The sequence below is a fragment of the Streptomyces sp. NPDC042346 genome (genome assembly GCF_055581845.1).
Window position 1 is genome coordinate 936,163 of record NZ_JBVJEH010000001.1, and the last position, 11,604, is coordinate 947,766.

An 11,604-nucleotide genomic window follows, 5' to 3' on the forward strand; every position below is an offset into this window, starting at 1 on the left:
CGATCAGTTGCCGCGCCCTTCCACGTACTCCGTGTGGATGTGCTGACGGATCTCCTCCGCTTCCTGGAGGGCGGTGGCGATCGCCGTCGCCTCCTCGTGGAGCGCGGCCAGCTGCCGCTCCAGGTGACTCTCCGGCGCCTCGGCGCCCGAGGTGAACCGCGACCACCACCGCGTCCGTACGAAGGTGTCGACGGCCTCCGGGATGTCCAGGCGGACCGCGCGGGCCAGGACGTGGAGGTGCTCCGGGTCGCTCACCCACCCCGGTTCGAGCAGCGCCTCGACGAGGGTGTCGAGCGCCGTGAGCCTCTCGCGGGTGGCCGACGGCAGCTCCACCTCGGTCAGATACCCGCGCAGCTTGGTGAAGTCGGCTCGCAGGGCGTCCAGTTGCTCGTCGGCGCTCGGGAAGTGCGGGGTGTCCGGGCGCTCGGGCGGGGCGATCAGCGCCCCCGCCCCGTACAGGCCCACGACCACCAGCGGCCACAGCGCGCCGGCGGCCCCGGTGAGGGTGAGCGCGAGACCGGCCAGGCCGGCGGCGCAGCCCGTCAGGTTCTTGCGGGACTCGGCGTACCGCAGGAAGCGATTACTGGTAGCCACGGATCTCCTCGAACGCGCCGTCCAGCGAACCCTGTTGTGCGTCGAAGAGCTTGCCGCCCGTCAGGTTCGCGAGGTGGTCGAGCTCGCCGCGGTCGGAGTCCCCGAAGAGGATCGGGAAGACCGGGGTGCGCTGCTGCGCGGCGGGCAGGGAGCGGTAGAAGCTGTCGAAGGCGGAGGCCGGATCGCCGTCGGTGTTCTCCCCGTCCGTCATGAGCACGATCGACGTGAACGTGTCGGCGGGGGCGGTGCCGTCGGCGGACCTGCCGAGGAAGCGGTACGCCTCCTGGACGCTGGAGTAGATCGCGGTGCCGCCGGAGGCCGACAGGTTCCCGGCGTCGGTCCTGAGCGCGTCGAGCGCCGCCTTCGGGGAGGCCGGGTCGACCGTGTGCGTACGGACCTCCGACTGCTTCACCGCGGAGCCGAAGGGCATCAGGGTGACCTCCTCCCGGTCCCGGAAGTCGCTCGTGAGCTCGGCGAGCGCCGTCTTCAGGCGTTCGAGGCGGTCGCCCGCCATGGAGCCGGACGTGTCGAGGACGTAGACCGTGCGGGAGGGTCTGCGCAGGGTGTTGTCGTAGGCGTCGAGCAGACCGTCGGCGACGGCCCGGCTGCCGGGGAACGGCAGCTCGCGCCGCTGGTCCTCGGCGAGCGCGGCGGCCGGCGGGACGCCGAGGACGACCGGGCGGCGCAGGGTCGTCTCCGTGATCCGCCGCTGGGCGGCCGGGGTGCGCAGATAGGTGGTGAGCCGGCCGGCCGCCTCCTTCGCCTCGGGGCGGGCGGAGGTGAGGAGGGTGAGCGGGTAGTCGGCGGTGACCACGCCGTCCGACGGCCGGATCACGGTGAGCTTCCCGGGCGCGGACAGCAGCACGGACTCGTAGTTGACGAGCGCGTCGACGTCGGCGCGGCGGCCGTAGGCGGTGGCGAGCCAGCCGGAGGAGCCGGAGGTCAGCTTCTGGCCCGCGAAGAACTCCTTCAGCCGGGGAGTGGCCCGGGTGACGTCCTGCTCGGTGAGCGCGGACTGGGCGCCGGAGAGCCCCGAGGCGACCGAGACCAGCGCGGAGAAACCGGAGTTGGAGCGCATCGGGTCCGTCATGCCGTACGTCAGCTTCTTCTCGGCGACCGCCTTGTGCAGCTGCGACCAGGTGACCTTCGCCGGGTCCCAGCCGAGGCGGGTGACGGCGGCGGGCCGCACGCCGAGGGCCACCGGAGAGGTCATGATCGGGGTCTCGCCGGTGATCCGCCCGGCGGTGTCCGGGCGGAGCCGCAGGTAGTCGTTGGAGGAGAGCCAGATCGCGTCGTACGCCTTCTCCGCCTCGCCGGAGGCGATCTGCTCGACGGCGTCGAGGGTGCCGGCGTAGGTGGGCCGCACGGTGACCCCGGTCGCCTTGCGGGCCTCCTCCAGGACGGGGGCCATGTCGGCCAGCTCGGAGGAGGCGAGGACCCGGAGCGTGCCGGGGGCGTAGCTCGTGCCGTACCGGTCGGGGGTCGGGCCGCCCTGGCCGCCGGAGGAGCTGGTGTCGATCGTGGAGCAGGCGCTGCCGGTGGCCGTGACGAGCAGGGCGAGGGCGAGGCCGGCGAGGGTCCGGGAGAGGAGACGGGAGGTGGTGATCACGAGAGGCCGCCGCCTTCCAGGGCGCCGGTGCGGCGGCTGCGCTCCAGGTGGGAGCTCGCCTGCTGGAGTTCGGAGGTCAGGGACCGGACCGTGGCCGCCATGGACTCCGTCGCCTGCACCTTGTACGTGTCGATGGCGTCGAGGGTCGTGTAGATCTGCTGGAACGCCGTGCGGAGCGTCTCCACGCCCACCGCCGGGTCCGCCGCGATCCGCTGGATCTCGCCGGCCTGCTCCGACAGCATCCCCGCGTTGGTGGCGATGAGGCTCTCCGTCGTCGACCGGAGCGCGTCGACCTGCGCGGTGACGTTCCGCTGGTGCTCCAGCGCGGTGGCGAGCATGACGGCGATCCGCAGCGCCGACAGGGTGGTCGTCGCCGCCCGGTCCACGCCCTTGATCAGCTCGGCGTTGTTCCGGCGGACCACGTCCATCGCCATGTATCCCTGTGCGCATACGGCGAGTTGGGTCAGCAGGTCCTGGTGCTTCTGCCGGACCGGGAAGAGGACGTCGGCGCGCAGCGCGTCCGCCTGGGCCCGGTCAGGAGTGAGGGCGATCCGCTCCTCCACGGCCGTGTCGAGGGCCTCGGTGAGCACCGCGTACTCCTGGAGCTTCCCCATGGTCTCCCAGAGGCGGGCCCGCTCGGTCTGCAACGCGGCGTTGTCGCGCTCCAGTTCGTCCTGGCCGCCGCGCAGCGCGCCGACGATCCGGTTCAGAGTTGCCTGCGAGGAGGCGTACTTGGCGACGTGGTCGCGCAGCTTGTTGCCGCCGGGAAGCTTCGAGAGCAGGCCCTTGATGCCCTTGGCGGGGGTGTCCCGGGGGTCCAGGTCCTCGACCGTGCGCCGGAGTTCGACGAGGGAGGCGCCGACCCGGGTCTGGGCGTCGCCGCCGGGTGCGCCGGTGCCGAGGGAGCGGACCGTGCGGTCGAGCATGCGGTTCGACTGCTGGGCGGCGGAGCGCATCTCGCCGGCGCCGAGCGCCGCGATCTCGCCGATGCGGCCCGAGAACTCGGGGGAGCGCGGGTCGAGCCCGGAGAGCGAGCCGACGTACTCGACGGCCCGCCGGGACATCTCGGTACGGGTGGCGTCGTCGAGCGGGACGACGCCGGCGACCTGCTCGGAGCGGACGGGCGCCACCGCCTCGGGCGGGGTGAGGACGAGCGGGGTCTCGGACCCCGGAGGTGTCAGGGACATCGTTCTTCTCGGATCCTCCGGCTGCTGCGTGGTCATGCGGTGTCCCCCTGGTCGCGGGCCCGCAGCGCCATCTCGTGCAGCACCTTGCTGGTGGGCACGGGCGCCTGGCGGACACCGGTCAGTGTCTGGTTGAGGTAGGCGGCGTGGTCGTTCGTGGCCGAGGTGAACTCGCTCCCGGCGCCCTGCGGCCGGAAGCCGTGGCGGACCGCGAGCCTGCGCAGCTCGGGGTCGGTGGCGAGGAGTTCGCCGAACGCCCGGCCGTTCTCGGTGAGCGGTACGAGGGTGTGGTCGCTGTTGACGGTGGTGTCCGGGTAGAGGACGACGAGGTCGCCCATGGGCCGGCCCGCGAGGAGCTGCGCGGCGACCTGGGACTCGTACACCAGGACCAGCGGATTGCCGACGCCGCTCACGAAGTCGCGGAACGGGGCGTCGGAGCCCGTCTGCTGGGCGCCCTGCACCTGGATCAGCTTGCGCAGGAGGGGTGCGGTGCGGGTGACGGCGGCCGCGTCGCCGGCGACCTTCCCGCCGTCGGCGACGTAGCTCGCCGCCGCGAGGTAGAGGGCGCCGGAGTTGGAGGCGACCGGATCGGTGGAGGTGATGAAGAGGGTGCCGCTCAGCTCGGCGTGCCCGGCGGAGCCCTTGAGCTGCTGCCAGGTGCGGTCGGCGCGGGCGGCGGCCAGGTAGGCGTCCATCTTCAGGATGCCGGTCGTCCCGCGTTCGCCGAGCGTCGCGAGGCCGTTGTCCGCGAGGGTCCGGGCCGCCGCGCTGTGCGCGACGACGACGAGCGGCGAGTAGAAGGGCCGCAGGGGGGCGGTGGCCGCCTTGTCCTTCGTCTTTGCCTTCGCACGGAGCCCGTCGGCGGGCCCCCTGGAGGAGGGGAAGGCGAAGTCGTAGCCGTCGAGGGGCAGTTCCTCCATGTCCCAGGACCCGGAGGTCTCGGTGCCCACGGTGAAGCCCTTGGCGGCGAGGGCCTTCACCACCTGCGGGTCGGCGAAGAACTCCGCCTTCTCCGACCCGATGACTCCTCGCACGGTCTTCGTTGCCGTGCCTGTGTCCTTGTCGCCGCCCGTCACGAGGACGGCGGCCACGCCGCCGAGGAGCAGGACGGCCAGGACGATTCCCAGGATGCGTCTCACGCGGGCAGCGTGCTCGCGGAAACCCACATTCCAGGGGGAGTTGGGTGGACGGGGGGTGAAGTGCCGATCCCGGTACCGAACCGGAGCAAGGGCCGCCGGATGGGCTGCGGGGCGGGCTGCGGGGCAGGGCTGTGGGGCGCCTGCGGGGTGGGGGTTGCGGGCGCGAGCCTACGGGGCGCCTGCGGTGTGGAGTGGGTGGCGCCCGGTCCGCGCGGTTCGTGCCGCGCGGACCGGGGCCGTCAGGGGGTGCCGGCTGCTGCCAGGGTGGGTTCCCCGGTCAGTGCCGCGGTGTGCGCGTCCATGCGCCCGGCGGCGAGGATCGCGGCGGCCGTGTCGGCCCGGGAGGCGGCGACGACCAGGGCGCGGCCCGCGAGGGCGTGCGCCTTGCGGTGCAGGTCCCCGGCGGGCGAGCCGCTCAGGCCCGCGTGGCGCGCGGGCGGTGCGCCGCGCAGCCGCGCCACCTGGCGGGCGATGAGCTCGCCCGCCTCCGTGTCGCCGAGCTCGTCGGTGACGGCGAGCAGGGCGGCGAGGTGTCCGGCGAGCTGGATGTCCAGCTCCTCCTCGCGGGAGCGGTGCGGGTACGTGTCGTGGACGTCGTCGGCCACCCGGTGGACCGACTTGGTGCGGATCGGTTCGTACATGGGGATGGCCTCCTGAGTGCTCTGGAGCCATCCTAGCTTAGATATGGTCTAAAATTGTGCGGTGTCCGGGCGGGGGTTCCTAGGGCTGGCTGTAGCCGTCCAGGAACCGGCCGATCCGTGTCACCGCGTCCGCCAGATCAGCCGCCGCGGGCAGCGTGACGATCCGGAAGTGGTCCGGCTCGTGCCAGTTGAAGCCCGTCCCGTGCACGACCATGATCTTCTCGGCCCGCAGCAGGTCCAGGACCATCTGCCGGTCGTCCTTGATCTTGTAGACGTTCGGGTCGAGACGCGGGAAGAGGTACAGCGCGCCCTTCGGCTTCACGCACGTCACGCCCGGGATCTGCGTCAGCAGCTCGTACGCCGTGTCCCGCTGCTCCAGGAGCCGCCCGCCCGGCAGCACCAGGTCCTCGATCGACTGCCGGCCCTGGAGGGCGGCGGCCACCGCGTGCTGCGCCGGCATGTTCGCGCACAGCCGCATGTTGGCCAGGATCGTGAGGCCCTCGATGTACGAGGTCGCGTGGTGCTTGGGGCCGCAGACCGCGAGCCACCCGGAGCGGAAGCCCGCCACCCGGTAGTTCTTGCTCATCCCGTTGAAGGTGAGGCAGAGGAGGTCGGGGGCGATCGCGGCGGTCGGCGTGTGCGTCGTACCGTCGTAGAGGATCTTGTCGTAGATCTCGTCCGAGCAGACGACCAGATCGTGGCGGCGCGCGATCTCCGTCAGGGAGCGGAGCATCTCGTCGTCGTAGACGGCGCCCGTCGGGTTGTTCGGGTTGATGATCACGATCGCCTTGGTGCGGTCGGTGATCTTCCGCTCGATGTCGGCGAGGTCCGGCATCCAGTCGGCCTGCTCGTCGCAGCGGTAGTGCACCGCCGTACCGCCCGCGAGCGAGACCGAGGCGGTCCACAGCGGATAGTCCGGGGCCGGTACGAGGACCTCGTCGCCGTCGTCGAGGAGCGCCTGCATCGACATCTGGATCAGCTCCGAGACGCCGTTGCCGAGGTAGATGTCCTCGACGGAGAGCGGAATGCCCTTCGTCTCGTAGTGGCTCATCACCGCACGGCGGGCCGCGAGCAGGCCCTTCGCGTCGCCGTAGCCGTGCGCCTCGGAGAGGTTGCGCAGCACGTCCTCGAGGATGGCGGGCGGACACTCGAAGCCGAAGGCGGCCGGATTGCCCGTGTTGAGCTTGAGGATGCGATGACCCGCAGCCTCCAGCCGCATCGCCTCTTCGAGCACCGGACCCCGGATTTCGTAACAGACGTTGGCGAGCTTCGTGGACTGGATCACCTGCATGACGAGAGCTTACGGCCGGGCGGGCCGGGACGCTTCGTGTTTTGGGACACGTCGGACACCTTGATGTGACCCCCGTCGCACCGGACGTGTCGTGCTCCCTACAATTCGGGCTCATGAGCCAGCACGACCCCGGAGCCGCCGGATCCCGGCGCTCCCGCCGCCGTCACGCCCCCGCACGCCGGGGGCCGGGTCCGGTGTGGCTGATCGCCGCCGGCGGGGTCGCCGTCCTCGGGGCCGCCGCCGCGCTGCTCTCGGGCGGGTCCGGCGCGAAGGGCGGTACGGGCTCCTCCGAGGGCGGCCCCGGCGGACCGCCCGCGCTGATCCAGGCGGACCCCTCCGGCTCCTCGGAGTCGTCCGGCTCCGACGGCAGGGCCGGGTCGTCGGGGTCGTCCGGGGCGTCCGGTGCCACGGGCGCCGGCTCCGGCGGAGGCGCCACCGCGCCCGGGTCCGCGTCCGGGAAGGCGACGGCGGCCCCCTCCGCGACGGCCGGCGGCCAGGAGCCGACGGCTGCTCCGTCCGGGCCCGGGACGGCCGCGCCGGAGGCGGGCCCGACGGCGGAAGCGACCCCCGACGGCGACCGGCCCACCAAGCCGGGCAAGGGGCGGGGCCTCTCCAGGCGACCGCGATAGGCGCGGCCGGAGGCGCGGGGTCCCCGACGGTGAGGGCGGGGCTCCGGCCGGGATAGGTTGGCACGTCATGTGGGTTTTCAGTGCCTCCGGATGCCGGTGGCTGGGTGCTGCCGGATCGCTCGCCGTCGCCGTGGGCGGGTGGGCCGCCGGAACGCTGCCCGTACGCGGCGGCTGGGGCCTGTGGGAGCCGCGCGGCTCCGCCCTCACCGTGGCCGGAGCCGTCCTCGCGTACCTCGGCCTGACCCTGCTCGTCGCCGCCTGGTGGCGGTACGGCGTCCTGTTCGCGCGGGGCCTGCGGGACGGGGTTCTCCGGACCCTGGGCCTCTGGACCGCCCCGCTGCTCCTCGCCCCGCCGCTCTACAGCGCCGACGTCTACAGCTACATCGCCCAGGGCGCGATGGTCCTCGAAGGCCACGACGTCTACGGGGGCGGGCCCTCCGTCCTCGGCCCCGGCGACCTCGGCGCGGACGCGGCGGCGAGTGTCGGCGGCCACTGGACCGACACCCCGGCGCCGTACGGGCCTGTCTTCCTGCTCCTCGCCGAGGCGGTCGTGAAGGCGACCGGCGGGGCGATCGTGCCGGCCGTGCTCGGGATGCGGCTGATCGCCCTCGGCGCGCTCGCGCTGATCGTCTGGGCCGTACGGGGGCTCGGCGGGGGTGCGGGAGGCCGGGACGGTGCGGTGTGGCTGGCCGCGCTCAATCCGCTGCTGCTGATCCATGTCGTCGCCGGCATGCACAACGACGGGCTGATGATCGGCCTCATGCTGAGCGGCGTGCTCCTCGCGGTGCGCGGGCGGTGGGTGCTCGGCTGCGTCCTCGTCGGGCTCGCGATGATGGTGAAATCGCCGGCGGCGGTGGCCCTGCTCTTCATCGGCGTCATGATCGCGCGCCGGGACGGTGGCGGCGTGCGGGGTGTGGCGAAGGGGCTGGTGCTGCCGGGGCTCGTGGCGGGCGGGGTCGCCGTGGGCGCGACGCTGGCCGCCGGGACCGGCTTCGGGTGGCTGCGGACGCAGAGCGTCGCCGGCGCGATCCACACGGCGCTCTCGGTGACGAGCGACCTCGGGCTCGGCCTCGGACTGCTCGTCGCGGACGACCCCGATCCGGTGAAGGGCGCCGTGCAGACGGCGGGTCTCGCCGTCGCCGTCGCGGTCATCCTCGTACTCGCCTGGCGGGCGTGGCGGGGGGCGCTGGATCCGGTGCTCGGGCTCGGGCTCTCGCTGGTGGCGCTCGTCGCGCTCTCGCCGATGGTGCAGCCGTGGTACCTGCTGTGGGGCACGGTCGTCGTCGCGGCGGTCGCCTGGCGGAGCCGTGCGGGGCAGGTGCTGGCGGTGCTGTCGGCGGCGCTGGTGTACGAGACGGCGCCGTCGGGTCGCACGCCTTGGTACGGGTTCGTGGTGGCGGGGGTCGTCGTCGTGACGGGGCTCGTGTGGATGCGGCGGGAGCGGTGGGCGGGGGCGACGCCCGTCGCCGCGCCGGAGCCGACGGGGGCGCGGCCCTAGGGGGGCGCGCTTCCTCGCCCTGGCTCCTTCGTCAGGCCGTCGGGGTTCTTCGGATGGAGCGGCCCGCCAGGGCGTCCGTGCGCTTGCCGTCCTCCACGGTGAACTCGCCGGCGATCAGGACGTGCGGGATGCCCACCGGGAGGGTGCGGGGGGACGCGTACGTCGCTCCCGCCGCGACCGTTCGCGGGTCGAAGAGCACCAGGTCCGCCACGTGGCCCTCGCGGACGAGGCCCCGGTCCGGGAGGCGGAGGCGGGCCGCCGGGCGGGAGGTCAGATGGGCGACGCACTCCTCCAGGGAGAGGACGCCGAGCTCGCGCACGTACCGGCCGAGGTAGTGCGGGAACGTGCCGTACGCCCTCGGGTGCGGCTTGAGGCCCTGGAGGATGCCGTCCGAGCCGCCCGTGTGGACCCGGTGCCGCATGATCGTCCGGACGTTCTCCTCGTGGCCCACGTGCTGGAGGATCGTCGTCCCGAGCCGGTCGTCGAGCAGGAGCCGGCGGGCCGTCGTCCAGCTGTCCAGGCGGCGGCCCACGAGGTCCGTGAGGGCGGGGTCCGTCACGCCCGCGATCTCGATCGTGCGCCAGTCCATCGGCACTCCGTGGCAGCCGTCCGAGCCGACCACTTCGAGGTCGTGGCGGATCCGGTCCGCCGTCCCCTCGTCGCGGAGGCGGGTCAGGACCGCCTCCGGGCCGCCCTCGCTCGCCCAGCTGGGGAGGACGGCGACGAGGGTGGTGCTGCCCGGGGTGTACGGGTACGTGTCGAGGCTGATGTCCGCCCCGGCGTCGAGGGCCTCGTCCAGGAGGGCCAGGAGCTCCGGCGCCCGGCCCTCGTTCACGCCGAAGTTCATGGTGGCGTGCGCCAGGTGGAGGGCGCAGCCGGCCTCGCGGGTGAGGGCGATCATCTCCTCGTACGCCTGGAGGGCGCCGGCGCCGTACGAGCGGTGGTGCGGGCAGTAGTAGCCGCCGTACTCCGCGACGACCCGGCACAGCTCGGTGAGCTCGGCGTCCGGCGCGTACATGCCGGGGGTGTACGTCAGACCGGAGGACATGCCGACCGCGCCCTGCTCCAGGCCCTCGGCGACGAGCCGCCGCATCCGGTTCAGCTCGGCGTCGGTGGCGGGCCGGTCCTCCCAGCCCATCGCGTACATCCGGACCGTGCCCTGCGGGACCAGGTACGCCGCGTTCACCGCGATCCCCCGGCCGCCGTGCGCGTGGTCGAGACGGTCCAGGTAGCCGCCGACCGTGCGCCAGTCCAGGTCCAGGGTCGTGTCCCCGGGCGCACCACCGTTCCAGCCGGCGATCGCCCGCCGGACCTCCGCGAGCGTGCGGTCGTCGACAGGCGCGTACGACAGACCGTCCTGGCCCAGGACTTCGAGCGTCACGCCCTGCGCGGCCTTCGCGCTGTGGTCCGGGTCGCGGAGCAGCGCGAGGTCGCTGTGGGCGTGCATGTCGATGAAGCCGGGGGAGAGCGCGAGGCCCTCGGCGTCCACGACGCGGCGGGCGGTGGGGCGCTGGCAGCCGGCGGCCGCGCCCTCCTTGACGATCGCGGCGATCCGGCCGCCGTCGATCGCCACGTCGGCCCGGTAGGAGGGGCCGCCGCTGCCGTCGACCACCTCCGCGTCGCGGAAGACGAGGTCCATGCCGACTCCTTCTAGAAGTACGTGCGGATGTAGTCGACGACCGTGCCGTCCGCCTCGACCAGCGGGATCAGCTGCCACTTGTCGAAGGACGTGCACGGGTGCGACAGGCCCATGCCCACCCAGTCGCCGACCTCCACGTCCGCCCCGGGGGCCGTGCGGAGCCAGGCGTGCTGGTCGGAGAGGCCGGTGACGGTGACGCCCTCGGCGGCGCGGACCTCGCCCGTGCGGGCGTCGCGGACGACCTGCGCCTCCGGGAGGTGGAGGTCGTAGGCCGCGTCCCGCTTCCCCGCGTTGGTGAACGCCTGCTCGGGGGTCGGCCGGGAGACGACCTGCGACCAGAGCCTGAACGCGGGCTGGAGCGCGCCCTCTTCGGGGACCCGATTGAAGGGGGTGAGGTTGCGGTACTGGCCGTCGTCGTGGGACACGTAAGCGCCCGAGCGCAGCAACTTCAGCGTGGGGAGGGAGAGTTCGGGCAGCTCGGCGAAGACCTCGGCGACCGTGTCGAACCACGCGCTGCCGCCCGCGCTGACGACGATCTCGCCCGCGTCGGCCGAGAACCTGCCCGCCTTGTCGAACTCGACCGCCAGCGCGGTCAGTCGGCGCAGCCAGGCGTCGACCCGCTCCGGCGTCGCCTGCGGCACCTCGCCCTCGTACCCGGCGACTCCGACGAGTCGGAGCGTGGTGGTGGCGGCCACGGCGTCGGCGACGGCCGCGCACTCCGCCTCCGTACGGACGCCGGTACGGGCCCCCTCGCCGGCGCCGAGCTCGACGACGACGTCGACCGGGCGGGCGTCCGCCGGCCGTGACGCGCCGGTCGCGCGCAGCGCCTCGTCCATCAGCTCCACGCCGCGGACCGAGTCGACGTAGCAGACGAAGCGGAAGTCCGGGTCGGCGTCGAGCTCGGCGGCGAGCCAGCGCAGGGCGACGGCGTCGACGAGCTCGTTGGCGAGGAAGATCCGGGCGACGCCGTGGGCGCGGTAGACGCGGGCCTGGTGCGGCACGGCGGCGGTGATGCCCCAGGCGCCGTGCTCCAGCTGGCGGTCGAAGAGCTGGGGGGCCATCGAGGTCTTGCCGTGCGGGGCGAAGGCGAGGCCGTGACGCTCGGCGTAGACCTCCAGGAGGCGGAGGTTGTGCTCGACGGACTCGGCGGAGAGCGCGAGGACGGGGGTCGTGAAACCGCCGGTGAAGAGGGAGCGGCGCTGGGCCGCCAGCTCGCCGACGGTCAGGCCCTCGGCGTCCGGGGGCAGCCCCTTGAAGCGGTGGTCGACTCGCTCGTTCGCCAGGTCGGGCACGGGGCCTCCTCGTCCAGCGTTGCACTCAATGCAACGGTCATTGCGCATCTTGCTCATGGCTGTCTAACATCCGGGCCAAGGCCGGGTC

The 11,604-nt window shown here is 73.3% G+C and carries 10 protein-coding genes; 2 read left to right on the plus strand and 8 right to left on the minus strand.

Annotated elements, in window-relative coordinates; all coding sequences use genetic code 11:
* Nucleotides 1-3: 3 nt before the first annotated feature.
* The 6 genes from ACZ6K0_RS04375 to ACZ6K0_RS04400 all read right to left on the minus strand — a co-directional run bounded on the left by ACZ6K0_RS04375 (nucleotide 4) and on the right by ACZ6K0_RS04400 (nucleotide 6,458).
* A complete protein-coding gene (locus ACZ6K0_RS04375; RefSeq protein WP_376402087.1) occupies nucleotides 4-594 on the minus strand; it encodes a hypothetical protein in 591 nt (196 codons plus the stop codon).
* Nucleotides 581-2,203: a substrate-binding and vWA domain-containing protein gene (locus tag ACZ6K0_RS04380; protein ID WP_469227923.1), complete on the minus strand. Its 1,623-nt coding sequence runs from the start codon at nucleotides 2,201-2,203 to the stop codon at nucleotides 581-583. The genes ACZ6K0_RS04375 and ACZ6K0_RS04380 overlap by 14 nt, the downstream gene beginning before the upstream one ends.
* Nucleotides 2,200-3,390 (minus strand): toxic anion resistance protein, encoded by a 1,191-nt coding sequence (locus ACZ6K0_RS04385; protein WP_469227921.1) that lies wholly within the window; start codon nucleotides 3,388-3,390, stop codon nucleotides 2,200-2,202. Before ACZ6K0_RS04385 ends, ACZ6K0_RS04380 begins: the two co-directional genes overlap by 4 nt.
* A 32-nt stretch (nucleotides 3,391-3,422) precedes the next feature.
* Complete coding sequence (locus tag ACZ6K0_RS04390; RefSeq protein WP_376402092.1) at nucleotides 3,423-4,553, minus strand: hypothetical protein; 1,131 nt, start codon at nucleotides 4,551-4,553, stop codon at nucleotides 3,423-3,425.
* Between the two features lie 212 nt (nucleotides 4,554-4,765).
* Nucleotides 4,766-5,167, minus strand: coding sequence for an SCO4983 family protein (locus tag ACZ6K0_RS04395; protein WP_376402095.1), 402 nt, complete (start codon nucleotides 5,165-5,167; stop codon nucleotides 4,766-4,768).
* A gap of 79 nt (nucleotides 5,168-5,246) precedes the next feature.
* A complete protein-coding gene (locus tag ACZ6K0_RS04400; protein ID WP_376402098.1) occupies nucleotides 5,247-6,458 on the minus strand; it encodes a pyridoxal phosphate-dependent aminotransferase in 1,212 nt (403 codons plus the stop codon).
* 113 nt (nucleotides 6,459-6,571) lie between these two features.
* On the opposite strand from ACZ6K0_RS04400, the gene ACZ6K0_RS04405 reads away from it, so the two are divergent.
* Both ACZ6K0_RS04405 and mptB read left to right on the plus strand, forming a co-directional pair.
* On the plus strand, nucleotides 6,572-7,087 hold the full coding sequence (locus ACZ6K0_RS04405; protein WP_469227919.1) for a hypothetical protein: 516 nt from the start codon (nucleotides 6,572-6,574) through the stop codon (nucleotides 7,085-7,087).
* A gap of 67 nt (nucleotides 7,088-7,154) precedes the next feature.
* Nucleotides 7,155-8,585, plus strand: coding sequence for a polyprenol phosphomannose-dependent alpha 1,6 mannosyltransferase MptB (gene mptB, locus ACZ6K0_RS04410; protein ID WP_469227917.1), 1,431 nt, complete (start codon nucleotides 7,155-7,157; stop codon nucleotides 8,583-8,585).
* 31 nt (nucleotides 8,586-8,616) lie between these two features.
* On the opposite strand, the gene ACZ6K0_RS04415 is transcribed toward mptB, so the two are convergent.
* Nucleotides 8,617-10,224: an N-acyl-D-amino-acid deacylase family protein gene (locus ACZ6K0_RS04415; RefSeq protein ID WP_469227915.1), complete on the minus strand. Its 1,608-nt coding sequence runs from the start codon at nucleotides 10,222-10,224 to the stop codon at nucleotides 8,617-8,619.
* 11 nt (nucleotides 10,225-10,235) lie between these two features.
* The gene (locus ACZ6K0_RS04420) at nucleotides 10,236-11,564 is read right to left on the minus strand and encodes an amino acid deaminase (RefSeq protein ID WP_469227913.1); all 1,329 of its coding nucleotides are present in this window, start codon (nucleotides 11,562-11,564) and stop codon (nucleotides 10,236-10,238) included.
* Between the last annotated feature and the right edge of the window lie 40 nt (nucleotides 11,565-11,604).

Bases quoted from the DNA above. Each gene is read 5' to 3' on its own strand.
- ACZ6K0_RS04420 (WP_469227913.1), bottom strand. From the start codon at position 11,564: ATGCGCAATGACCGTTGCATTGAGTGCAACGCTGGACGAGGAGGCCCC.
- ACZ6K0_RS04385 (WP_469227921.1), bottom strand. From the start codon at position 3,390: ATGTCCCTGACACCTCCGGGGTCCGAGACCCCGCTCGTCCTCACCCCG.
- mptB (WP_469227917.1), top strand. From the start codon at position 7,155: ATGTGGGTTTTCAGTGCCTCCGGATGCCGGTGGCTGGGTGCTGCCGGA.
- ACZ6K0_RS04405 (WP_469227919.1), top strand. From the start codon at position 6,572: ATGAGCCAGCACGACCCCGGAGCCGCCGGATCCCGGCGCTCCCGCCGC.
- ACZ6K0_RS04395 (WP_376402095.1), bottom strand. From the start codon at position 5,167: ATGTACGAACCGATCCGCACCAAGTCGGTCCACCGGGTGGCCGACGAC.
- ACZ6K0_RS04400 (WP_376402098.1), bottom strand. From the start codon at position 6,458: ATGCAGGTGATCCAGTCCACGAAGCTCGCCAACGTCTGTTACGAAATC.
- ACZ6K0_RS04415 (WP_469227915.1), bottom strand. From the start codon at position 10,224: ATGGACCTCGTCTTCCGCGACGCGGAGGTGGTCGACGGCAGCGGCGGC.